Source organism: Serratia sp. Ae19-1, from assembly GCF_059801225.1.
Genome location: NZ_JBCHWD010000002.1, coordinates 292,503 through 315,239 on the forward strand (window position 1 = coordinate 292,503; position 22,737 = coordinate 315,239).

At 57.3% G+C, this 22,737-nt stretch carries 18 protein-coding genes and 1 riboswitch; of the genes, 8 read left to right on the plus strand and 10 right to left on the minus strand.

Going from position 1 to position 22,737, the window contains the following annotated elements; genetic code table 11:
* Nucleotides 1-9: 9 nt before the first annotated feature.
* Both hemE and nudC read right to left on the minus strand, forming a co-directional pair.
* The gene (gene hemE / locus AAIE04_RS06735; protein WP_004929877.1) at nucleotides 10-1,074 is read right to left on the minus strand and encodes a uroporphyrinogen decarboxylase; all 1,065 of its coding nucleotides are present in this window, start codon (nucleotides 1,072-1,074) and stop codon (nucleotides 10-12) included.
* A gap of 38 nt (nucleotides 1,075-1,112) precedes the next feature.
* Complete coding sequence (nudC, locus tag AAIE04_RS06740; protein ID WP_025160202.1) at nucleotides 1,113-1,880, minus strand: NAD(+) diphosphatase; 768 nt, start codon at nucleotides 1,878-1,880, stop codon at nucleotides 1,113-1,115.
* 101 nt (nucleotides 1,881-1,981) lie between these two features.
* Between nudC and AAIE04_RS06745 the strand changes: the two genes are divergently transcribed.
* From AAIE04_RS06745 to AAIE04_RS06780, 8 genes are all read left to right on the plus strand, one after another.
* Nucleotides 1,982-2,485: an Rsd/AlgQ family anti-sigma factor gene (locus AAIE04_RS06745; protein ID WP_019456431.1), complete on the plus strand. Its 504-nt coding sequence runs from the start codon at nucleotides 1,982-1,984 to the stop codon at nucleotides 2,483-2,485.
* 39 nt (nucleotides 2,486-2,524) lie between these two features.
* Nucleotides 2,525-2,649, plus strand: a riboswitch (TPP riboswitch).
* Between the two features lie 114 nt (nucleotides 2,650-2,763).
* On the plus strand, nucleotides 2,764-4,707 hold the full coding sequence (thiC, locus tag AAIE04_RS06750; protein ID WP_019456432.1) for a phosphomethylpyrimidine synthase ThiC: 1,944 nt from the start codon (nucleotides 2,764-2,766) through the stop codon (nucleotides 4,705-4,707).
* Nucleotides 4,700-5,350, plus strand: coding sequence for a thiamine phosphate synthase (thiE, locus tag AAIE04_RS06755; protein ID WP_498576702.1), 651 nt, complete (start codon nucleotides 4,700-4,702; stop codon nucleotides 5,348-5,350). Before thiC ends, thiE begins: the two co-directional genes overlap by 8 nt.
* Complete coding sequence (locus AAIE04_RS06760; RefSeq protein WP_498576703.1) at nucleotides 5,343-6,092, plus strand: HesA/MoeB/ThiF family protein; 750 nt, start codon at nucleotides 5,343-5,345, stop codon at nucleotides 6,090-6,092. The genes thiE and AAIE04_RS06760 overlap by 8 nt, the downstream gene beginning before the upstream one ends.
* On the plus strand, nucleotides 6,089-6,289 hold the full coding sequence (thiS, locus tag AAIE04_RS06765; protein ID WP_019456435.1) for a sulfur carrier protein ThiS: 201 nt from the start codon (nucleotides 6,089-6,091) through the stop codon (nucleotides 6,287-6,289). Before AAIE04_RS06760 ends, thiS begins: the two co-directional genes overlap by 4 nt.
* Before the next feature lies 1 nt (nucleotide 6,290).
* Nucleotides 6,291-7,070: a thiazole synthase gene (locus tag AAIE04_RS06770; protein ID WP_498576704.1), complete on the plus strand. Its 780-nt coding sequence runs from the start codon at nucleotides 6,291-6,293 to the stop codon at nucleotides 7,068-7,070.
* Nucleotides 7,070-8,203, plus strand: a complete 1,134-nt coding sequence (thiH, locus tag AAIE04_RS06775) for a 2-iminoacetate synthase ThiH (RefSeq protein WP_498576705.1) — start codon at nucleotides 7,070-7,072, stop codon at nucleotides 8,201-8,203. Before AAIE04_RS06770 ends, thiH begins: the two co-directional genes overlap by 1 nt.
* Nucleotides 8,204-9,029: 826 nt before the next feature.
* Nucleotides 9,030-9,725, plus strand: a complete 696-nt coding sequence (locus AAIE04_RS06780; RefSeq protein WP_232807657.1) for a response regulator — start codon at nucleotides 9,030-9,032, stop codon at nucleotides 9,723-9,725.
* Here the strand turns inward: AAIE04_RS06780 and AAIE04_RS06785 are convergent.
* The 8 genes from AAIE04_RS06785 to rplA form a co-directional block, all read right to left on the minus strand.
* Entirely contained in the window at nucleotides 9,711-10,985 is a 1,275-nt protein-coding gene (locus AAIE04_RS06785; protein WP_154747883.1) for a sensor histidine kinase, read from the minus strand. The genes AAIE04_RS06780 and AAIE04_RS06785 overlap by 15 nt on opposite strands.
* Nucleotide 10,986: 1 nt before the next feature.
* Nucleotides 10,987-11,451 (minus strand): putative pterin-binding protein, encoded by a 465-nt coding sequence (locus AAIE04_RS06790; protein ID WP_063917919.1) that lies wholly within the window; start codon nucleotides 11,449-11,451, stop codon nucleotides 10,987-10,989.
* On the minus strand, nucleotides 11,451-11,897 hold the full coding sequence (locus AAIE04_RS06795; RefSeq protein ID WP_198637371.1) for a GNAT family N-acetyltransferase: 447 nt from the start codon (nucleotides 11,895-11,897) through the stop codon (nucleotides 11,451-11,453). The genes AAIE04_RS06790 and AAIE04_RS06795 overlap by 1 nt, the downstream gene beginning before the upstream one ends.
* A 168-nt stretch (nucleotides 11,898-12,065) precedes the next feature.
* Nucleotides 12,066-16,289, minus strand: a complete 4,224-nt coding sequence (gene rpoC, locus AAIE04_RS06800; RefSeq protein ID WP_019456442.1) for a DNA-directed RNA polymerase subunit beta' — start codon at nucleotides 16,287-16,289, stop codon at nucleotides 12,066-12,068.
* Between the two features lie 118 nt (nucleotides 16,290-16,407).
* The gene (gene rpoB / locus AAIE04_RS06805) at nucleotides 16,408-20,436 is read right to left on the minus strand and encodes a DNA-directed RNA polymerase subunit beta (RefSeq protein WP_004929900.1); all 4,029 of its coding nucleotides are present in this window, start codon (nucleotides 20,434-20,436) and stop codon (nucleotides 16,408-16,410) included.
* Between the two features lie 332 nt (nucleotides 20,437-20,768).
* Nucleotides 20,769-21,134, minus strand: a complete 366-nt coding sequence (rplL, locus tag AAIE04_RS06810; protein WP_004929903.1) for a 50S ribosomal protein L7/L12 — start codon at nucleotides 21,132-21,134, stop codon at nucleotides 20,769-20,771.
* Between the two features lie 63 nt (nucleotides 21,135-21,197).
* Nucleotides 21,198-21,695 (minus strand): 50S ribosomal protein L10, encoded by a 498-nt coding sequence (gene rplJ, locus AAIE04_RS06815; protein WP_004929905.1) that lies wholly within the window; start codon nucleotides 21,693-21,695, stop codon nucleotides 21,198-21,200.
* A 337-nt stretch (nucleotides 21,696-22,032) separates the two neighbouring features.
* Nucleotides 22,033-22,737 carry a 50S ribosomal protein L1 gene (gene rplA, locus AAIE04_RS06820; RefSeq protein ID WP_019456443.1) on the minus strand — a complete coding sequence of 235 codons (705 nt, stop codon included), beginning with the start codon at nucleotides 22,735-22,737 and terminating at the stop codon, nucleotides 22,033-22,035.

Consider the following 22,737-nt stretch of genomic DNA (forward strand, 5'->3'; position numbering starts at 1 on the left):
CTCGGATCCTCAGCGGTGGTATTTCGCCGACTGCGCGTGCACCGCCTCGACGAAGGCGCCGGCGTGCTCCGGCGGCACATCCTGATGGATGCCGTGGCCCAGGTTGAACACATGACCGTTGCCGTGGCCGAAACCGGCCAGAATGGTCTCCACTTCTTCCGCGATGCGCGCCGGAGAAGCATAGAGCATCGACGGATCCATATTGCCCTGCAGCGCCACTTTGTCGCCTACGCGACGGCGCGCGTCGGCGATGTCGGTGGTCCAGTCCAGCCCCAGCGCGTCGCAGCCGGTGGCGGCCATCGCCTCCAGCCATTGCCCGCCGCCTTTGGTGAACAGCGTCACCGGCACGCGGCGGCCGTCGTTTTCACGCAGCAGACCATCGACGATCTTGTGCATGTAGTGCAAAGAGAACTCGCGGTAGTCGCGCCCGGTCAGTACGCCGCCCCAGGTGTCGAACACCATCACCGACTGCGCACCGGCCTTGATCTGGGCGTTGAGGTACAGAATCACGCTGTCCGCCAGCTTGTCCAGCAACAGGTGCAGCGTCGCCGGTTCGGCATACATCATCTTCTTCAGCTTGGTGAAGGCCTTGCTGCTGCCGCCCTCGACCATGTAAGTCGCCAGCGTCCACGGGCTGCCGGAAAAGCCGATCAACGGCACTTCGCCCTTCAGCTCGCGGCGGATGGTGCGCACCGCGTTCATCACATAGCCCAGCTCCACTTCCGGATCGAACACCGGCAGTTTGTCGACGTCGGCACGACAGGTGACGGGTGAGCTGAAACGCGGACCTTCGCCGGCTTCAAAGTACAGGCCAAGCCCCATGGCGTCAGGAATGGTGAGAATGTCGGAGAACAGGATGGCGGCGTCCAGCGCATAGCGGCGCAGCGGCTGCAGCGTGACCTCACAGGCCAGCTCCGCGTTCTTGCACAGCGACATGAAATCACCGGCCTGGGCGCGGGTTGCCTTGTACTCCGGTAAATAACGACCGGCCTGGCGCATCATCCATACGGGGGTCACATCCACCGGCTGACGCAACAGCGCGCGCAGGTAACGATCGTTCTTCAACTCAGTCATTTATGGGGCTCCCTTAATAATCTGCCGGCCATTGTACATTATTCTGCCCGGCACAGCGCCACGGTGTCCTCAATCAAGCGGCGTGCCACGGTGCCGGGCGGCGGCAACAGCGGCAATTGGTCGTAACGATACCAGCCGGCGTTGAGCAACTCTTTGGGATCGTGACGGATTTCGCCCTGATGGTAATCGGCCATAAAGGCCATCATCAGCGAGTGCGGGAACGGCCAGGGTTGCGAAGTGACATAGCGCAGGTTTTTGATTTCAATGTTGCTCTCTTCCATCACTTCACGCGCCACCGCCTGTTCCAGCGTTTCGCCCACTTCGACGAAGCCGGCCAGCACCGTGTGAATGCCGCCGCGATGGCGCACGTGCTGCGCCAGCAGGATCTGATCCTCGCGCCGAATGGCGACGATCACGCAGGGCGCGATCTGCGGGTAGTAGCGCTCCTTGCAATGGCCGCACAGGCAGGCGCTTTCGGTGCGGCTGAGGTGCATCTCATGGCCGCAGTAGCCGCAATAGCGATGGGAGCGGTAGAAATCCGCCAGCTGCACGCCGCGCCCGGCTAGCTGGAACAAGCCGCGATCCTGATCCAACAGCTGACGCACCGAGCCCATCTCCCGCGGCATAGCCTGGCGCACCAGCCAAACCGGCGCGCCCTCCCATTCACCGATGGTGCGCGCCATGTGGCCCTGCAGCCCGAGGGCGGCGGCCGTTCCCGACGGCAATTCACCGTTCGGTAACCAAAGTTTGCTTTCATGGCTGACGATCCACCAGCCGTTTTCATTGCCCGTTAATGCAAGTTCCATATCGTTGTTGCACAACCTCAGCTTCACTGGCACTCTACGAATCGGCTTTGTTACATTTTAATAACTTACCGGTTACTTTTATTACTTACACGGAGTCAAACATGCTCAACCGTTTGGAAAGGCTGACTCAGCGCGTTGGCGGTAGTAATGAATTAGTTGATCAATGGCTTCAGGCCCGCAAGCAGTTGCTGGTCGCCTACTGCACACTGGTAGGCCTCAAACCGAATAAAGAAAAGCATACGCCGCTGAATGAAAAAGCGCTGGAGAACTTTTGCCACAACCTGGTGGATTACCTCTCCGCAGGGCATTTTCATATCTATGACAGAATTATCAAACAAGTGGAAGGCGCGGCCAGTCCGAAAATGTCGCTGGCGGTGAACATCTATCCCAAGCTATGGGCCAATACCGAACAGATCATGGCGTTCCACGATCGCTATACCGAAGTGGATATCGATCAGGAGGTTTGTCTGGAGTTCCATCAGGCCCTGTCGGATATCGGCGAAACGCTGGCGGCGCGCTTTGCGCTGGAAGATAAGCTGATCCTGCTGGAGGCGGAAGCCGCGCAGCAACCGCTGCCGGACCAGGCGCTGGATCCGGCGCGTTAAAATTTTATAGTTTTTTTTCTTATCCCTCCTATACTGGGGTGCATCTTGTCGGAGTGCCTAGCGCCTGATTTGTTCATCGAATCAGCCAGGCTGAGACCGTTAATTCGGGATCCGCGGAACCTGATCGGGTTAATACCCGCGAAGGGAACAAGAGTAATCTATCGCCACAGGCACGGCCCTCTTTTTGCGGGCGCCCTGCCTTATCGGCCACCATCATTACTCCCTCCGAACTCCAGACAAGCAACTTTCCCAACCCAACACACTGGTAGGAACTTGCTATGTCTAACGTTAATCCACCGCGCGCCCGCAAAGCGCAACGCGAAGCCGCCCAGCAGTTTATCGACACGCTGCAAGGTATGGCTTTCCCTAACTCACGCCGCATCTACCTGCAGGGCTCGCGCAGCGATATCCAGGTGCCGATGCGTGAAATTCAGCTCAGCCCGACCCTGGTCGGCGGCAGCAAAGATAATCCGCAGTATGAACAGAACGAGGCGATCCCGGTGTATGACACCGCCGGCCCGTACGGCGATCCGCAAGCCGAGCTCGACGTGCACGCCGGCCTGGCCAAGCTGCGCGCCGGCTGGATCGACGCGCGCGGCGATACCGCCACCCTGAGCGGCGCCAGCTCCGGCTTCACCCAACAGCGGCTGGCGGACGAAGGCCTCGATCACCTGCGTTTCGAACACCTGCCGCTGCCGCGCAAAGCGTTGCCGGGCAAGTGCGTCACCCAATTGCACTACGCCCGTGCCGGCATCGTCACCCCGGAGATGGAATTCATCGCCATCCGCGAAAACATGGGGCGCGAGCGCATTCGCGGCGAGGTGCTGCGCCACCAGCATCCGGGCCAGAGCTGGGGCGCCAACCTGCCGGACAACATCACGCCGGAGTTCGTGCGTCAGGAAGTGGCCGCCGGCCGCGCTATCATTCCCGCCAATATCAACCACCCGGAGGCGGAGCCGATGATCATCGGCCGCAATTTCCTGGTGAAGGTGAACGCCAATATCGGCAACTCGGCGGTCACGTCGTCGATAGAAGAAGAAGTGGAGAAACTGGTGTGGTCCACCCGCTGGGGCGCAGACACCGTGATGGATCTCTCCACCGGCCGCTATATTCACGAAACCCGCGAATGGATCCTGCGCAACAGCCCGGTGCCCATCGGTACGGTGCCTATTTATCAGGCGCTGGAGAAGGTCAACGGCGTGGCGGAGAACCTCACCTGGGAGATGTTCCGCGATACGCTGCTGGAACAGGCTGAACAAGGGGTCGACTACTTCACCATCCACGCCGGCGTGCTGCTGCGCTACGTGCCGATGACCGCCAAACGCCTGACCGGCATCGTGTCGCGCGGCGGCTCGATCATGGCCAAATGGTGCCTGTCGCACCATCAGGAAAACTTCCTCTATCAGCACTTCCGTGAAATCTGCGAGATCTGCGCCGCCTACGATGTCTCGCTGTCGCTCGGCGACGGCCTGCGCCCCGGATCGATTCAGGACGCCAACGACGAAGCCCAGTTCGCCGAACTGCATACGCTGGGCGAGCTGACCAAAATCGCCTGGGAATACGACGTGCAGGTGATGATTGAAGGCCCGGGCCACGTGCCGATGCAGATGATCCGCCGCAACATGACCGAAGAGCTGGAACACTGCCACGAAGCGCCGTTCTACACCCTCGGTCCGCTGACCACCGACATCGCCCCGGGCTATGACCATTTCACCTCCGGCATCGGCGCGGCGATGATCGGCTGGTTCGGCTGCGCCATGCTGTGTTACGTCACGCCGAAAGAACACCTCGGCCTGCCGAACAAAGAGGACGTCAAACAGGGCCTGATCACCTACAAGATCGCCGCTCACGCCGCCGATCTGGCCAAAGGCCATCCGGGCGCGCAGATCCGCGATAACGCCATGTCCAAGGCGCGCTTCGAATTCCGTTGGGAAGATCAGTTCAATCTGGCGCTCGATCCGGCCACCGCGCGCGCCTATCACGACGAAACCCTGCCGCAGGAGTCCGGCAAGATCGCCCACTTCTGCTCAATGTGCGGGCCGAAATTCTGCTCGATGAAAATTTCGCAGGAGGTGCGCGACTACGCCGCTGCCCAAGAGGCCGCCAAGCCGATCGAGGTGCAGCTGACCGGCATGGAAAAAATGTCCGCCGAGTTCCGCGCCCGCGGCAGCGACCTGTATCACAGCGCCACCTCGCTGCAAGAGGAGACCAGCAATGACTGATATCACTACCCCCTTCCCGGCAACGCCTCACAAACTGGGGCTCTACCCGGTGGTCGACAGCGTAGAGTGGATCGCTCGCCTGCTGGAGGCCGGCGTCACCACGATCCAACTGCGCATCAAGGATCTGCCTGACGAGCAGGTTGAACAGGATATCGCCGCCGCCATCGCGCTGGGCCGGCGTTATCAGGCGCGGCTGTTCATCAACGATTACTGGCGGCTGGCGGTCAAACACGGCGCCTACGGTGTGCATCTGGGCCAGGAAGATCTCGATACCACCGATCTGGCGGCCATCCATCGCGCCGGGCTGCGGCTGGGGGTCTCCACCCATGACGACGCCGAGCTGGCGCGCGCGCTGGCGGTGAAACCTTCCTACATCGCGCTGGGGCACATCTTCCCCACTCAGACCAAAGACATGCCTTCGGCACCGCAGGGGCTGGCGGAGTTGAAACGTCACATCGCCGATTTGGCGGATTACCCGACGGTGGCGATCGGCGGGATCAGCATCGATCGCGTTCCGGCGGTGCTGGCGTGCGGCGTCGGCAGCGTGGCGGTGGTCAGCGCCATCACCCAGGCGCCGGACTGGCGCGCGGCGACGGCCGAGCTGCTGCGGCTGATCGAGGGCGAGGATCCGAACGATGCTTAACGATCGGGAGTTTTTGCGCTACAGCCGCCAGCTGCTGCTGGAGGACGTCGGTCCGGAAGGCCAGGAGAAACTCAAGCGCGCCACGGTGTTAATCGTCGGCCTCGGGGGGCTCGGCTCCCCGGCTTCACTGTATCTGGCCGCCGCCGGCGTCGGCACGCTGCTGCTGGCCGACGACGACCAGCTGCACGTCACCAATCTGCAGCGGCAAATCCTTTACCGCAGCGACGATACCGCCACCGGCAAGGCGGCGTTGGCGCAGCGCCATCTGCAGGCGCTGAACCCTTTGGTGGAGCTCATCCCGCTGGCGCAGCGGCTGCAGGGGCAAGCGCTGCGCGACGCGGTCGCCCGCGCCGATCTGGTGCTGGACTGCTGCGACAATATGGCGACCCGTCATGAGGTCAATGCCGCCTGCATCGCCGCCGCCAAGCCGCTGATCAGCGGCAGCGCCGTCGGTTTCAGCGGCCAGCTGCTGGTGCTCGAGCCGCCCTACGCGCACGGCTGCTATGCCTGCCTGTACCCGGAGCAGGAAGAGCCGCAGCGCAACTGCCGCACCGCCGGGGTGCTCGGCCCGGTAGTGGGCGTGATCGGCACCCTGCAAGCGCTGGAGGCCATCAAGATGTTGGCCGGCATGCCTTCCCCCCTCAGCGGCAAACTGCGGTTGTTCGACGGCAAGCAACAGAGCTGGAGCACGCTGCAACTGAGCCAGGCCCGCGCCTGCCCGGTATGCGGAGGCGCGGCATGAAGATCCGTTTGAACGATCAACCGCTGGAGCTGGCGCAGCCGCTCAGCGTCGCCGCCCTGCTGAGCCAACTGGAACGCCACCAGCCGGGCACCGCGCTGGCGATCAACCAAACCATCATCCCGCGCGCCGACTGGGCCAACCATTTGGTGCAGGACGGTGACGACATTTTGCTGTTTCAAGCGATCGCCGGAGGCTGACATGCTGAAAATCGCCGATACCACTTTCTCTTCTCGTCTGTTCACCGGCACCGGCAAGTTCGCCACGCCGGCGTTGATGCTGGAGGCGCTGGCAGCCTCCGGTTCACAGCTGGTGACCATGGCCATGAAGCGCGTCGATCTGCGCGGCGGCAATGACGCCATTTTGGCGCCGCTGCAGCAGTTGGGCGTCAGGCTGTTGCCCAACACCTCCGGCGCCAAAACCGCCGCCGAGGCAGTGTTCGCCGCCCGGCTGGCGCGCGAAGCGCTCGGCACCCACTGGGTGAAACTGGAGATCCATCCCGATGTGAAATACTTGCTGCCGGATCCGATAGAAACGCTGAAGGCGGCGGAAACGCTGGTGAAAGACGGGTTTGTCGTGCTGCCTTACTGCGGCGCCGATCCGGTGCTGTGCAAGCGGCTGGAAGAGGTGGGCTGTGCGGCGGTGATGCCGCTCGGCGCACCTATCGGCTCCAACCGCGGTCTGCGCACCCGCGACTTCCTCGAGATCATCATTGAGCAAGCCAGGATACCGGTGGTGGTCGACGCCGGCATCGGCGCGCCAAGCCACGCGCTGGAAGCGATGGAGCTGGGCGCCGACGCGGTGCTGGTGAATACCGCCATCGCCGTGGCGCGCGATCCGGTGCAAATGGCGCAGGCGTTTCGCCTGGCGCTGGAGGCCGGCGAGCTGGCGCGCAGCGCCGGGTTAGGCGCGAGCCAGCGCGGCGCGATCGCCTCCAGCCCGCTGACCGCCTTCCTCAGCCAACCCGAGGAGGCGCAGTGATGGCCGACGACTTCAGTAGCCGCTGGCAACAGCTGGATTGGGACGACATTACGCTGCGCATCAACGGCAAAACCGCGCGCGACGTGGAACGTGCGTTGAACGCCGACAAGCTGACGCGCGACGACTTTATGGCGCTGATCTCCCCCGCCGCCGCGCCGTACCTGGAACTGCTGGCGCAGTGCGCGCAGCAGCTGACCCGGCAGCGGTTCGGCAACGTCGTCAGCTTCTATGTGCCGCTGTACCTGTCCAATCTGTGCGCCAACGACTGCACCTATTGCGGCTTTTCGATGAGCAACCGCATCAAGCGCAAAACGCTGGATGCGGCGGAGATCGCCCGCGAATGCGCAGCCATCCAGGCGTTGGGGTTCGAACATCTGTTGCTGGTCACCGGCGAACATCAGACCAAGGTCGGCATGGACTATTTCCGCCAGCACATTCCGGCGATCCGCCGCCATTTCAGCTCGTTGATGATGGAAGTGCAGCCGCTGGCGCAAGAAGAGTACGCCGAACTGAAAACGCTGGGCCTGGACGGCGTGCTGGTGTATCAGGAAACCTACCATCCGGCCACCTATCTGCAGCACCACCTGCGCGGCCAGAAGCAGGATTTCCATTGGCGCCTGGCCACGCCGGATCGCCTGGGGCGCGCCGGGATCGACAAGATCGGCCTCGGCGCGTTGATCGGCCTGTCCAACAGCTGGCGCACCGACTGCTACCTGCTGGCGGAACATCTGTTCTACCTGCAGCAAACCTACTGGCAGAGCCGTTACTCGATCTCGTTTCCACGCCTGCGCCCCTGCGCCGGCGGCATCGAACCGGCGTCTATCATGAGCGAGCCTCAGCTGGTGCAACTGATCTGCGCCTTCCGGCTGTTCGCGCCGGACGTTGAGCTGTCGCTGTCTACGCGTGAGTCGCCGTACTTCCGCGATCATATGATCCCGGTGGCGATCAACAGCGTCAGCGCCGGATCCAAGACGCAACCCGGCGGCTATGCCGACGACGTGCCGCCTGAGCTGGAGCAGTTCGAGCCGCACGACGGCCGCACGCCGCAGCAGGTCGCCGAGGCCATCAGCAACGCCGGGCTGCAGCCGGTGTGGAAAGACTGGGACGGTTATCTGGGACGCGGCGCGCAATAAACGGCAACGTTTACCGCCGTGTGAAGAAAACGCTGGAGCGGCCGCGCAATGCCGAACGGTGGTGCTGGCGCCGACAAACGCGCCGATTATAGTGACGTTGCCGGCCGCCAAACCCGGCGCCGGCCGGGGCCGTTACCCTCTCGATGGCCCCGCCTTATCCCACCCCGGATCGCGCGGAGATTCTCTGCGCGACTCCGGTTCCTCACCAACGGCGACGCCGCATTCTCTTTTGAATTTGCGCCGGTGGGGCATGTGGACAGGCAGTTTTGGCGACTCGGCTGACAGGAGTAACGGCGTTCTGCAATAACTCAGAGTGAGATGCAAAGGGCGGCGGTTACCACAGACACTGGAGAGCGTGGAAAAAGAAGGCACAGCAAAGAAGGTACGGCGACAAGAGAAGCTTGAAGGATAATCCCCGGTGCTGCCAATGGCCCTGGTGTTGGCCGCGGATCTTTTTGCCGCCTGCTCCCTGCTTACGGACAAGAGCAGGCGGTTTATTTTGTGAGACTGGCACCCCCCCAGGACGCGAATCACACAGTATGTGCGCTAATTAATCATATAAACGATTAAATGTGAATGTCTTTTGAGTGTTTTTTTATTTAGTATCGAGTGTGTTTTGAGTTTGCCAAGGAAAATCAAACTGATATCACCGCAATACCCGAGGCTTCATCTATAATCCAGCACGGGTCCTCGCGCAGATTTTGCAACGCTCGCGGTCAACATCAAAAAAGCCAGGGTTGTCATGAAGAAAACGCCAAATTACATCGATGCAATCAGCGCGTTGCTCACTCTGAAAGGAGTTGGCGACAGAAAACATGCCTCCACGATGGCCAACATACTGAACCTCCAATACAACAGCGCCAAGCAGAAACTGGATGGCAAAAGAGGCATCACCCTCGACGAAGTGAAAAAGGTTTTTCAGTATTTCAACGAGCCGTTTGCCGGCCAAAGGACGCATAACGGCGTCTTTATCATGAACAGTATTCACAAGCGCTGTAACATTGAGGTCGACCAACACCCGGTCACACACGCAAACGACGACGAAACCTACGCCTACAAAAAAGACGATCTTTTCATCATCAATACCAGCCGAGATACGCAGGCCGAATTACCGCTGTATAGAGTCAACAAGATAGACTTTCTGCCGGCCCCGCGCATCGCCATCCTGGATAATGACAGCGATATCCTCGAACTTCTGAAGAAGATCGCCAGCCGATACGGCATTGAGACCGAAACCTTCCAAACGGCGGACGCCATGCTGGCCGCGCTGGAGCAGCAGTCCTTTGAGGCGTTTATTTTGGACTGGCTGTTGGACTTCGGCGAGACCTCCGAACGCGTGGTGAAGAAAATTAAAGACGCCCTCGATCCGCACGCCCGCATCATTATTCTCACCGGCCAACTGAACCACTACGAGAAGAACATCGGCGACATGATCCTGCACTATGACGTGCACCTGGTGGAAAAACCGACCAAACCGCTGATTATCTCCTCACTGCTGCTGTCGAACCTATTCTTTAATTAGCTTGACCGGAATGCGAATAAAAAACGATGAGCCAACGCCTTCGACAGATTTAACCCTGATGGTGCCTTTCATCGTCGTGACATAATTTTTGATAATGGTCAGCCCCAGCCCCAATCCCTGCCGCGTTTCTTTTTCTACGCCCTGGTTAAACGCCTTGTATAACCGATCCAGATTATTGACGTTAAACCCAATGCCATTGTCTTTCACCCGTAAATACAGATGGCCGTGGCACACCTTCACATTGAGGCTGACCACGCCGTGGTGCGTAAACTTGTCCGCATTGCTGAGCAAATTGGCCATTATCCGGTAGAGCTTGTACTTATCGGAGCCGATAGGCGCACGATAAGACGAACGGTGGATCTCGAGGCGGTTGCCGCGCCCGGTGCCGATACCGGTCACGGCATCGTCCACCACGTCATTCAGCCGGAAGGTGGAAATATTGACTTTGACCTCCCCCATCTCAAGCCGCGAGTAATCCATCACCTCGCGCGTTTGTTCGGCTATCTTATTGCCGTGATAGGAAATCAGGCGGGCCTCTTTTTTCAGCTCCTCCTGCGCCAGCTCATGCTCCATGATGTCCGCGGCAATGACGATAGCCTGGGTCGAGCCGGCGATCTCGTGGTAGATGGAAGAGATGAAAATGTTCTTGTTCTTGATGATCTCTTTTAATGAGAAGGCATTTCTCAACACCAGGAACATCATCAGGAATACCAAAATCAGCGAAAAGAAGGCGAACATCTCGGCTTTACTCGAATTATCCTGGATGATGCCTTTCACTTCGGTAAAGTTTTTGATCTGTATCCGATAGATAATCTCCTGGATATCAACCAGCGTGCCTTCGATGTCATCCATATAGGCGAGAATATCCGCCTTGCTTTTCTGCCCCGCCAGCAAGCCGGCGGAGAGACCGTCTAACGTGCGGTACTGTTGCTTCAGCAGTGCGACATTCTTGATAAATTCGTCGTCGTAATAAAATGAGTCGCTGAAGGTCGAGCGGCTCTCCAGGATCTGGATCTTTGAGTAAAAGATTTTCTTTTTGATCAGGAAGGCGTCGTAGTCGTTATTTTCACTGAGCAGCAACGCGGTTTTGCTCCTTTCGAACGCCAAAAAAAGGATCTCGGCCACCGAGTAATTGTCCAGATTGGGTTCGATCTGCTTATAACGATCTTTTACGCCGCCGAAATTAATGGCAATCAACAAAATTAATAGGGAGAAGATGGCAACCAACGCGATAAGAGTACCGATCAGTTTCTTGCTCATCTTACTTAATCTCCAACCGTTTGACCTGCCAGACGGTTTTCGCATTCACGTCCAGATTATTCAACTCGGCATATTGATCGCGCGGATAGATAATGGCGAACGGTCCCAGCTCCCCAACGTCGATCGGCTTACCGCCGCGCTGATAGGCGACGATCACGCGATATTTAATCATCTCGTCAATCGGCATTGAGTAGGAATAATCGTCCCAGGCGAAAGCACGCACCGCCTGACCTTGCAGATGATAGGCTTTCACCAGCTCCGCAAACTCAACGCCGGTGAACGTATCTTCCGGGGTGAAATTGGTCGAGGTTTTGATCGTGTGCGGCGGCATCGCCTCCAGCATCTGCCGGGTTATCTTGATCTTCTCGCCATCGAGCGGTTTCAGGTAAAAATAGTCAACCGCCGCATACAGCGGCGCGCAGAACAGCGAAAACAGCAGCAGCGTCATCAATCCTTTGATTTTCATTATTCACCCTCTTTGCGTTTCACCAGTTCGGCCTGGCCGAATTCATCCTGCCCGACCAAGACCCAGCCGTGATGTTGATAAAAGCCTTCGGCCCTGGAGCCCGGATCGGTGGTTAAGTGGATCGCCTCGGCGCCGTGCTCAAACATCCAGGCGGTGACTCGCGCCAACAAGGCGGAGCCGATCCCCAGCGATTGGTATTCCGGCTTCACGAACAGGCCGCCGATCAGCGGTTCGGGGATGAACAGCCCGAATCCCACGCCGGCATAGTCATCGCCATGCTTGCAGATCCAGCCGCCGCCCTGATTGATGTCCTCCAGCGCCTGTTTGCGCTGCAGATACTGAATCTGATGCGGATGCAGCAGGTTTTCTTCGACGGAAAAACGGATCTCATACAGGTAAGGCAGGTGTTGCGCCGTCAGTTTTTCGAAGGTGAGGAGGCTGTCCATGTTTCGCACTGTCCTTGGTTGTCAGATAAAAAGCGCAGGTCAATTCTGCTGTAACCATAGTAGCAAAGTTTGTCATAACCCGATGCGAGGCGAAAAAAAACCGCCCCCGAAGGAGCGGTTTATCTGGCGATAGGGCCCGGCATGCCGGGCCCGCGGCACGGATGACGATTACTCGTCGTCGCTGCCGCCCAGGCCTGCGTTGAGCAGTTCGGCCAGGTTAGCCGTCGCTTCTTCCGCGCTGACTTGCGGAACAACCGGCGTTTCACCCTGAGCACGACGACGCATGCGGTCCTGATGATAAGCGTAACCGGTACCGGCTGGGATCAGACGGCCCACGATGACGTTCTCTTTCAGGCCACGCAGTTCATCACGCTTGCCGGCTACGGCAGCTTCGGTCAGAACGCGCGTCGTTTCCTGGAACGATGCGGCGGAGATGAAGGACTCGGTCGCCAAGGATGCCTTGGTGATACCCAGCAGATCGCGCGAGAAGGTTGCCGCGATTTTACCTTCAGCTTCCAGCTGACGGTTGGCAATCTTGACGCGAGACACTTCAGCCTGCTCGCCTTCCAGGAACTCGGAGCCACCAGCGCTAACGATAGTGCCTTTACGCAGCATCTGACGAACGATAACTTCGATGTGCTTATCGTTAATCTTAACGCCTTGCAGACGGTAAACTTCCTGCACTTCGTTGGTGATGTAGCGGGTAACCGCATGCACGCCACGCAGACGCAGAATGTCGTGCGGAGACTCTGGGCCGTCGGATACGACGTCGCCACGTTCCACCACTTCGCCTTCGAACACGTTGAGCTGACGCCATTTCGGAATCATCTCTTCGTAAGCGTCGCTGCCGTCCAGCGGAGAGATCACCAGGCGACGTTTGCCTTTGGTCTCTTTACCGAACGAGATAATCCCGCTGATTTCAGCCAGGATTGCCGGCTCTTTCGGACGACGTGCTTCGAACAGGTCGGCAACGCGCGGCAGACCACCGGTAATATCCTTGGTACCGCCGGATTCCTGAGGAATACGCGCCAGGGTATCACCCGCACCGATCTGAATGCCGTCTTCCAGCTGAACGATCGCTTTGCCCGGCAGGAAGTATTGAGCAGGCATATCAGTACCTGGGATCAATACGTCTTCGCCCTGAGCGTCAACGATTTTCAGCGCCGGACGCAGGTCTTTACCGCTACCGGTACGCTCTGCGCTGTCCAGAACTACCAGAGAAGACAAACCGGTCAGTTCGTCGGTCTGGCGAGTAATGGTCTGGCCGTCAACCATGTCCGCGAAGCGAATGAAGCCGCTGACTTCACTGATGACCGGCATGGTGTGCGGATCCCAGTTAGCAACGGTTTCGCCGCCGTTAACTTCTTCACCGTCGCCTTTGCCCATCACGGCGCCGTAAGGCACCTTGTAGCTTTCTTTGGTACGGCCGAATTCGTCGATCAGTTTCAGTTCGGTGTTACGCGAGGTGATTACCAGCTTGCCTGCGGCGTTCATAACGAACTTCGCGTTGCTCAGCTTCAGGCTACCCTTGTTTTTCACCTGGATGCTGGATTCAGCAGCCGCACGAGATGCCGCACCACCGATGTGGAACGTACGCATCGTCAGCTGTGTACCCGGCTCACCGATGGACTGTGCCGCGATAACGCCGATGGCTTCACCTTTGTTGATGATGTGGCCACGTGCCAGGTCGCGACCGTAGCAGTTTGCACACACACCAAAGTCGGTTTCACAGCTCACCACGGAACGGACTTTAACGCTGTCGACAGAGTTCTCTTCCAACAGGTCACACGCCTTCTCGTTCAGCAGGGTGTTGCGTGGCACCAGAATGTCCGCCGTACCCGGCTTGAGGACGTCTTCTGCCGTCACACGGCCCAGAACGCGTTCACGCAGCGGCTCTTTCACGTCGCCACCTTCGATAACCGGAGTCATCAGGATGCCGTCGTGGGTGCCACAGTCGTCTTCGGTCACCACCAGATCCTGCGCCACGTCAACCAGACGACGGGTCAGATAACCGGAGTTCGCGGTTTTCAGTGCGGTATCCGCCAGACCTTTACGAGCACCGTGGGTGGAGATGAAGTACTGGAGTACGTTCAGACCTTCACGGAAGTTCGCGGTGATTGGCGTTTCGATGATGGAGCCGTCCGGCTTCGCCATCAGACCACGCATACCGGCTAGCTGACGAATCTGAGCGGCGGAACCACGCGCACCGGAGTCGGCCATCATAAAGATGCTGTTGAAGGAAACTTGCTGTTCCACTTCGCCGTCACGGTTAACCACGTCTTCGACCGACAGGTTTTCCATCATCGCTTTCGCAACGCGTTCGTTCGCTGCAGCCCAGATATCGATCACTTTGTTGTAGCGTTCGCCGGCGGTAACCAGACCAGACTGGAACTGCTCCTGGATCTCGGCAACTTCGGTTTCCGCTTCTTCGATGATCTCCGCTTTCTTGGCCGGGATAACCATGTCGTCGATACCTACGGAAGCGCCGGAACGGGCTGCGTAAGCAAAACCGGTGTACATGATCTGGTCAGCAAAGATAACGGTCGGCTTCAGGCCCAGGATGCGGTAACAGGTGTTCAGCATCTTGGAGATCGCTTTCTTGCCCAAAGGCTGGTTAACGATCGCGTACGGCAGACCTTTCGGTACGATCATCCACAGGATGGCGCGGCCGATGGTGGTGTCGATGATGCTGGTCTGAGAGGTCCATTCGCCTTCGGCGTTCTTGACGTCTTCGGTGATACGCACTTTAACGCGCGCATGCAGAGACGCCAGGCCGGCGCGGTAAACACGCTCAGCTTCTTTGGAACCGTTCAGCACCATGCCTTCGCCTTTGGCGTTAACACAGTCGCGGGTCATGTAGTACAGACCCAGTACAACGTCCTGAGAAGGAACGATGATTGGCTCGCCGTTCGCTGGGGACAGGATGTTGTTGGTGGACATCATCAGCGCACGCGCTTCCAGCTGGGCTTCCAGCGTCAGCGGTACGTGAACGGCCATCTGGTCACCATCGAAGTCGGCGTTATAGGCCGCACAAACCAGCGGGTGCAGCTGGATCGCTTTACCTTCGATCAGAACCGGTTCAAACGCCTGGATACCCAAACGGTGCAGGGTTGGTGCACGGTTCAGCAGTACCGGGTGTTCGCGGATCACTTCGTCCAGGATATCCCAAACGACGGCTTCTTCACGCTCAACCATTTTCTTGGCGGCTTTGATGGTGGTGGCCAGGCCACGCAGCTCCAACTTGCCGTAGATGAACGGTTTGAACAGCTCCAGCGCCATCTTCTTAGGCAGACCGCACTGATGCAGACGCAGGTATGGACCTACGGTGATTACGGAACGACCGGAGTAGTCAACGCGTTTACCGAGCAGGTTCTGACGGAAACGACCCTGCTTACCTTTGATCATGTCGGCCAAAGATTTCAGAGGACGTTTGTTGGAACCGGTGATCGCACGACCGCGACGGCCGTTATCCAGCAGGGCATCTACCGCTTCTTGCAGCATACGCTTTTCGTTGCGCACGATGATGTCAGGCGCAGCCAGATCCAGCAGGCGTTTCAGACGGTTGTTACGGTTGATCACGCGGCGATACAGATCGTTCAGATCCGAGGTCGCGAAACGGCCGCCATCCAGCGGAACCAGAGGACGCAGATCCGGCGGCAGTACCGGCAGCACGGTCAGGATCATCCACTCCGGCTTGTTACCGGACTGTACGAACGCTTCCAGCAGCTTGATACGCTTGGTCAGCTTCTTGCGCTTGGTTTCGGAGTTGGTTTCGTTCAGCTCTTCACGCAGCTGCTCGCACTCGGCTTCCAGATCCATGTTTTTCAACAGGGCCTGAATAGCTTCCGCACCCATCTTGGCGTCGAATTCGTCACCGAACTCTTCCAGCGCGTCCAGATACTGCTCTTCGGTCAGGATCTGACGACGCTCGAGGTTGGTCATACCGCCTTCGACCACCACATAGGATTCGAAGTACAGTACGCGTTCGATGTCACGCAGCGGCATATCCAGCAGCAAACCGATGCGGGATGGCAGCGATTTCAGGAACCAGATGTGCGCGGTCGGCGAAGCCAGCTCGATGTGGCCCATGCGCTCACGGCGCACTTTGGTCTGGGTCACTTCAACGCCGCACTTCTCACAGATCACGCCGCGGTGTTTCAAGCGCTTGTACTTACCGCACAGGCACTCGTAATCTTTTACCGGCCCGAAGATACGGGCGCAGAAAAGGCCGTCACGTTCAGGTTTGAACGTACGGTAGTTAATGGTTTCCGGCTTCTTAACTTCACCGAACGACCACGAACGGATCATGTCTGGCGAGGCCAGAGCAATCTTGATCGCATCAAACTCTTCGGTCTTAGTTTGCGCTTTCAGAAACTTCAATAAGTCTTTCACGGATTGGCTCCTGTCGGAGTTAAACCTGTTGGGTACCCACAACCGCAGTAGGTACCCGTGTGACCTGAACAACCACCCTCAGGCTCCCTTAGGCGGGGAGCCTGAGCCGGCATGACGATTACTCGTCTTCCAGTTCGATGTTGATGCCGAGCGAGCGGATTTCTTTCAACAGTACGTTGAAGGATTCCGGCATGCCTGGCTCCATCCGGTGATCGCCATCCACGATGTTTTTGTACATCTTGGTACGGCCGTTAACGTCATCCGACTTAACGGTGAGCATTTCCTGCAGGGTATAAGCCGCGCCGTATGCTTCCAGTGCCCACACTTCCATCTCACCGAAGCGTTGACCACCGAACTGCGCTTTACCACCCAGAGGTTGCTGAGTAACCAAGCTGTAAGAACCGGTTGAACGGGCGTGCATTTTATCGTCAACCAAGTGGTTCAGTTTCAGCATGTACATATAGCCGACAGTAACCTGGCGCTCGAATTGCTCACCGGTACGGCCATCGAACAGCGTGATCTGACCGGAGGTCGGGATTCCGCCCATTTCCAGCAGCTTCTTGATTTCAGTCTCTTTCGCACCGTCAAACACCGGCGTTGCGATCGGCATACCTTTTTTCAGGTTCTCTGCCAGACGCAGCACTTCGTCGTCGCTGAAGGTGTTCAGGTCAACTTTCTGGCAAACGTCGTCGCCCAGATCGTAGGCCTTCTGGATGAACTCACGCAGCTTGGCCACTTCCTGCTGCTGCTTCAGCATTTGGTTGATCTTCTCACCAATGCCTTTCGCAGCCATACCCAGGTGGGTTTCCAGGATCTGACCGATGTTCATACGTGATGGTACGCCCAGCGGGTTCAGTACGATGTCTACCGGCGTGCCGTTTTCATCGTAAGGCATATCTTCGATCGGGTTGATCTTGGAGATAACACCCTTGTTACCGTGGCGGCCCGCCATCTTGTCACCCGGTTGGATCTGACGTTTAACGGCCAGATAAACCTTGACGATTTTCAGCACGCCCGGCGCCAGATCGTCGCCCTGAGTGATCTTACGACGCTTGGCTTCCAGCTTCTTCTCGAAGTCGGATTTCAGTTCGTCGTACTGCTCAGCCAGCTGCTCCAGCTGGTTTTGCTTCTCTTCGTCGGTCAGGCCCAGTTCCAGCCAGCGATCGCGCGGCAGTTTGCTCAGCTTGTCGGCTTCGATGCCACCGGCAACCAGCACCGCGTGGATACGTGCGAACAGGCCGGCTTCCAGGATCTGCAGTTCTTCAGTCAGGTCTTTCTTCGCCTGCTTCAGCTGCATCTCTTCGATTTCCAACGCGCGCTTGTCTTTTTCCACGCCATCGCGGGTGAAGACCTGCACGTCGATAACCGTACCGGAAACGCCGTTCGGTACACGCAGAGAAGAGTCTTTAACGTCAGACGCTTTCTCACCGAAGATCGCACGCAGCAGTTTCTCTTCCGGCGTCAGCTGGGTTTCGCCTTTAGGCGTTACCTTACCGACCAGAATGTCGCCGCCAGTCACTTCAGCACCGATATACACGATACCGGATTCATCCAGTTTGGAGAGCGCAGCTTCACCCACGTTAGGGATGTCGGCAGTGATCTCTTCAGGCCCCAGCTTGGTGTCGCGAGACACGCACGCCAGTTCCTGGATGTGGATGGTGGTGAAGCGATCTTCCTGCACCACGCGCTCGGAGACCAAGATGGAGTCTTCGAAGTTGTAGCCGTTCCAAGGCATGAACGCTACGCGCATGTTCTGGCCCAGTGCCAGTTCGCCCAGGTCTGTCGATGGGCCATCCGCCAGCACGTCGCCGCGCTCGATTGGCTCACCCAGATTCACACACGGCATCTGGTTGATGCAGGTGTTCTGGTTAGAACGGGTGTACTTGGTCAGGTTGTAAATATCGATACCTGCTTCGCCCGGGTACATCTCGTCTTCGTTAACTTTGATAACGATACGGGAAGCATCCACGTACTGGATCACACCGCCGCGTTTGGCAACGGCGGTTACGCCGGAGTCAACCGCTACAGCGCGTTCCATACCGGTACCGACCAGCGGCTTGTCAGCGCGCAGGGTTGGTACGGCCTGACGTTGCATGTTCGCACCCATCAATGCACGGTTGGCGTCATCGTGTTCCAGGAATGGAATCAGTGAGGCACCAACGGAAACAACCTGTTGGGTGGATACGTCCATGTAGTCAACCTGGTCGCGGCTGAACAGGCTTGATTCGCCTTTGCTACGACAGGTGACCAGGTCTTCTACGAAGCGGCCTTCTTCATCCAGGTTGGAGTTCGCCTGGGCGATAACGAAGTTGCCTTCTTCAATAGCAGACAGGTAGTTGATTTCATCGGTCACCACGCCGTCACGCACGCGGCGGTACGGGGTTTCCAGGAAGCCATACTCGTTAGTCTGTGCGTACACGGACAGGGAGTTGATCAGACCGATGTTTGGACCTTCCGGCGTTTCGATTGGGCACACGCGGCCGTAGTGGGTCGGGTGTACGTCTCGAACTTCAAAGCCGGCGCGCTCACGGGTCAGACCGCCCGGGCCCAGTGCGGAGATACGACGCTTGTGCGTGATCTCGGACAACGGGTTGTTCTGGTCCATGAACTGGGACAGCTGGCTGGAGCCGAAGAACTCTTTCACCGCCGCCGAAATCGGCTTGGCGTTGATCATGTCCTGAGGCATCAGGGTATCCAGATCGCCCAGAGACAGACGCTCTTTCACCGCACGCTCAACACGCACCAGACCTACGCGGAACTGGTTCTCGGCCATTTCGCCGACGGAGCGGATACGACGGTTGCCCAAGTGGTCGATATCGTCCACTTCGCCCTTGCCGTTACGGATATCGATGAGCTTCTTCATCACTTCGATGATGTCGTCTTTGCTCAGGATGCCCGAACCTTCGATCTCGTCGCGCAGCAGAGAACGGTTGAACTTCATACGGCCAACCGCGGACAGATCGTAGCGGTCTTCGGAGAAGAACAGGTTCTCGAACAGGCTTTCGGCAGCTTCGCGCGTTGGCGGCTCACCAGGACGCATCATGCGGTAGATTTCTACCAGCGAGCTCAGACGATCGTTGGTCGGATCGACACGCAGCGTTTCAGAGATGTACGCGCCGTGGTCCAGATCGTTGGTGAACAGCGTTTCGATGCGCTTGTGGCCAGACTGGCTCAGCTTGGCCAGCAGATCCAGCGACAGCTCCATGTTGGCTGCGCAGATCAGTTCGCCGGTATTGGTATCGATATAGTCTTTCGCGACCACTTTGCCCGCGATGTACTCTACCGGTACTTCAATGCTCTGAATGTCGTCTTTTTCCAGCTGACGGATATGACGAGCGGTGATGCGACGGCCTTTCTCTACGTAGATCTTGCCGTTGGCTTCGATATCGAACGAAGCGGTCTCACCACGCAGGCGCTCAGGCACCAGCTCCATCTGCAGCTTGTTGTCGCGGATTTCGAAGACGATCTTGTCAAAGAACAGGTCGAGGATCTGTTCAGTGGTGTAGTTCAGCGCGCGCAGAATGATGGTCGCAGGCAGTTTGCGGCGACGGTCAATACGCACGAACAGGTTGTCTTTCGGATCGAACTCGAAGTCCAACCATGAACCGCGGTAAGGGATGATGCGTGCGTTGTACAGCACTTTACCCGAGGAGTGGGTTTTACCCTTATCGCTGTCGAAGAATACGCCAGGACTACGGTGCAACTGAGATACGATAACCCTCTCAGTACCGTTGATCACAAAGGTGCCGTTTTCGGTCATGAGCGGAATTTCGCCCATGTAGACTTCTTGTTCCTTGATGTCTTTGACCGTACCTTCAGGCGCTTCGCGCTCATAGATAACCAGGCGCAGTTTTACGCGCAGCGGTGCAGAGAACGTCACACCACGGATCTGGCACTCTTTGACGTCGAAGACCGGCTCACCAAGACGGTAGCTAACGTATTGCAGCTCCGAATTGCCACTGTAGCTCTGGATAGGGAAAACAGAACGGAATGCGGCTTCAAGGCCGTACTGCCCTTCTGGATCTTGCTCGATAAACTTCTGGAACGAGTCAAGCTGGATAGAAAGGAGATATGGTATGTCCAGCACTTGTGGACGTTTACCAAAATCCTTACGAATACGTTTTTTCTCGGTATAGGAGTAAACCATAGGGTTCCTCAGCTCGCTGATCAGTGACCCAATCTGTCCGTCCGATTAGGGACAGTTCATGCAACACCGTTTTGTCGACCGGAAAGCGGGAACACTTTCCGCAATGTCTCTTGCTATCACGCTTAAACCATTTCATCGCGCCTTCCCCCAGAACTCCTGGTAGTGCAAAGACCGCGGTATATTAAGTCGTCAATAGAAACAAACATTGGGAGGCGAAACCAGCAGCCAAACAGTGTGAAACGCTACTGGCGCCCTACAGCGCAAAAAGGCTGGTGACTAAAAAGTCACCAGCCATCAGCCTAAAAGACTAGGCTGCAACCGGAAAGGTTGGCTTATTTAACTTCAACTTCTGCGCCAGCTTCTTCCAGAGATTTTTTCAGAGCTTCTGCGTCATCTTTGCTCACGCCTTCTTTCAGAGCGGCTGGAGCAGATTCAACCAGGTCTTTAGCTTCTTTCAGACCCAGGCCGGTAGCGCCACGTACTGCTTTGATAACAGCAACTTTGTTAGCGCCTGCAGCTTTCAGGATAACGTCGAATTCAGTTTTCTCTTCAGCAGCTTCAGCTGGGCCAGCAGCTACAGCTACAGCAGCAGCAGCAGAAACGCCGAATTTTTCTTCCATAGCGGAAACCAGTTCAACAACGTCCATTACGGACATAGCGGCAACTGCTTCCAGGATTTGGTCTTTAGTGATAGACATAACAATTGTTCCTAAAATTCAGAAATAGTTTAAATACGTTAGCAAAGGCTAAGAAAGAGGGGCTTACGCCGCTTCTTTCTGATCGCGTACTGCAGCCAGAGTGCGAACCAGTTTGCCGGCAGCGGCTTCTTTCATGGTTGCCATCAGGCGTGCGATCGCTTCTTCGTAAGTTGGCAGCGTCGCCAGGCGGTCGATTTGCGCCGCTGGGATCAGCTCACCTTCAAAGGCCGCAGCTTTAACCTCGAATTTTGCATTCGCTTTCGCGAACTCTTTGAACAGACGAGCAGCAGCGCCCGGGTGTTCGTGAGAGAATGCAATCAAGGTTGGACCGACAAACGTGTCTTTCAGGCATTCGAATGGAGTGCCTTCAACTACGCGACGCATCAGGGTGTTGCGAACAACACGCATGTAAACGCCAGCTTCACGACCTGCTTTACGCAGTTCAGTCATTTTATCTACGGTAACGCCGCGGGAATCCGCAACAACCGCAGACAGCGCGCCTTTGGCTACTTCGCTGACTTCAGCAACAATCGCTTGTTTGTCTTGAAGATTTAATGCCATTAGCTTTTTGCTCCTGGATTAGCCGGGGAAAATCCCCGGAACTCACTTCACTCGGCGCTTTGTAAAACGCCACGCCGAGCGGCTTAACACGGTGAGCAGAATCCAGCAAAGACATTCTTTTATAAAAAAGAAAAATTTTCTTAGGCTCTGTCACCGTCTACGCAGGAAGGATTAAGTATCTTGCGATACACCTGCGGTCTTGGACGGAGGCCTGGATAGGCCAGGCTCCAACCGAAAAATCTTTGTTTTGCTTACGGCATAGCCAATAGCAAAACCTTGGGGCATAAGATTCTAGACAAATCTCGGCCCCAAGTCAAAGCGATAATCGCAAGTGCGATTAGTTCGCTGCAGCAGACAGACCGCTCTGATCGATAGCAACGCCAGCACCCATGGTGGTGGAGAGGCTAACTTTCTTGATGTACATGCCTTTCGCCTGAGAAGGTTTTGCTTTTTTCAGCGCAACCAGCAGGGCTTCCAGGTTTTCTTTCAGTTTGTCTGCGTCGAAATCAACCTTACCGATAGTGGTATGGATGATGCCGTTTTTGTCGTTACGGTAGCGAACCTGACCTGCTTTAGCGTTTTTCACAGCTTCAGCAACGTTCGGAGTAACGGTACCCACTTTCGGGTTTGGCATCAGGCCGCGTGGACCCAGGATCTGGCCCAGTTGACCTACAACGCGCATTGCATCCGGAGAAGCAATAACAACGTCGAAGTTCATTTCGCCTTTCTTGATCTGGTCAGCCAGATCGTCCATACCTACCAGCTCTGCGCCAGCAGCTTTCGCTGCTTCAGCGTTAGCGCCTTGGGCAAATACGGCAACGCGAACGGAACGACCGGTGCCGTGTGGCAGAACGGTAGCGCCACGAACGTTTTGGTCAGATTTACGAGCGTCGATGCCGAGGTTCACGGCAACGTCAACGCTTTCTACGAATTTAGCGGTGGCCAGCTCTTTCAGCAGAGCAACAGCTTCAGTGATGTCATACTGTTTAGTAGCATCAACTTTGTCACGGATCACGCGCATGCGCTTGGTCAGCTTAGCCAT

What these genes read in the sequence shown, in the direction of transcription:
- AAIE04_RS06770 (WP_498576704.1), top strand. Translation starts at nt 6,291, where the DNA reads ATGCTGAAAATCGCCGATACCACTTTCTCTTCTCGTCTGTTCACCGGC.
- rplL (WP_004929903.1), bottom strand. Translation starts at nt 21,134, where the DNA reads ATGTCTATCACTAAAGACCAAATCCTGGAAGCAGTTGCCGCTATGTCC.
- hemE (WP_004929877.1), bottom strand. Translation starts at nt 1,074, where the DNA reads ATGACTGAGTTGAAGAACGATCGTTACCTGCGCGCGCTGTTGCGTCAG.
- AAIE04_RS06780 (WP_232807657.1), top strand. Translation starts at nt 9,030, where the DNA reads ATGGCCAACATACTGAACCTCCAATACAACAGCGCCAAGCAGAAACTG.
- AAIE04_RS06790 (WP_063917919.1), bottom strand. Translation starts at nt 11,451, where the DNA reads ATGAAAATCAAAGGATTGATGACGCTGCTGCTGTTTTCGCTGTTCTGC.
- rplJ (WP_004929905.1), bottom strand. Translation starts at nt 21,695, where the DNA reads ATGGCATTAAATCTTCAAGACAAACAAGCGATTGTTGCTGAAGTCAGC.
- thiC (WP_019456432.1), top strand. Translation starts at nt 2,764, where the DNA reads ATGTCTAACGTTAATCCACCGCGCGCCCGCAAAGCGCAACGCGAAGCC.
- AAIE04_RS06745 (WP_019456431.1), top strand. Translation starts at nt 1,982, where the DNA reads ATGCTCAACCGTTTGGAAAGGCTGACTCAGCGCGTTGGCGGTAGTAAT.
- thiE (WP_498576702.1), top strand. Translation starts at nt 4,700, where the DNA reads ATGACTGATATCACTACCCCCTTCCCGGCAACGCCTCACAAACTGGGG.
- thiH (WP_498576705.1), top strand. Translation starts at nt 7,070, where the DNA reads ATGGCCGACGACTTCAGTAGCCGCTGGCAACAGCTGGATTGGGACGAC.
- AAIE04_RS06760 (WP_498576703.1), top strand. Translation starts at nt 5,343, where the DNA reads ATGCTTAACGATCGGGAGTTTTTGCGCTACAGCCGCCAGCTGCTGCTG.
- AAIE04_RS06795 (WP_198637371.1), bottom strand. Translation starts at nt 11,897, where the DNA reads ATGGACAGCCTCCTCACCTTCGAAAAACTGACGGCGCAACACCTGCCT.
- nudC (WP_025160202.1), bottom strand. Translation starts at nt 1,880, where the DNA reads ATGGAACTTGCATTAACGGGCAATGAAAACGGCTGGTGGATCGTCAGC.
- AAIE04_RS06785 (WP_154747883.1), bottom strand. Translation starts at nt 10,985, where the DNA reads ATGAGCAAGAAACTGATCGGTACTCTTATCGCGTTGGTTGCCATCTTC.
- rpoB (WP_004929900.1), bottom strand. Translation starts at nt 20,436, where the DNA reads ATGGTTTACTCCTATACCGAGAAAAAACGTATTCGTAAGGATTTTGGT.
- thiS (WP_019456435.1), top strand. Translation starts at nt 6,089, where the DNA reads ATGAAGATCCGTTTGAACGATCAACCGCTGGAGCTGGCGCAGCCGCTC.
- rplA (WP_019456443.1), bottom strand. Translation starts at nt 22,737, where the DNA reads ATGGCTAAGCTGACCAAGCGCATGCGCGTGATCCGTGACAAAGTTGAT.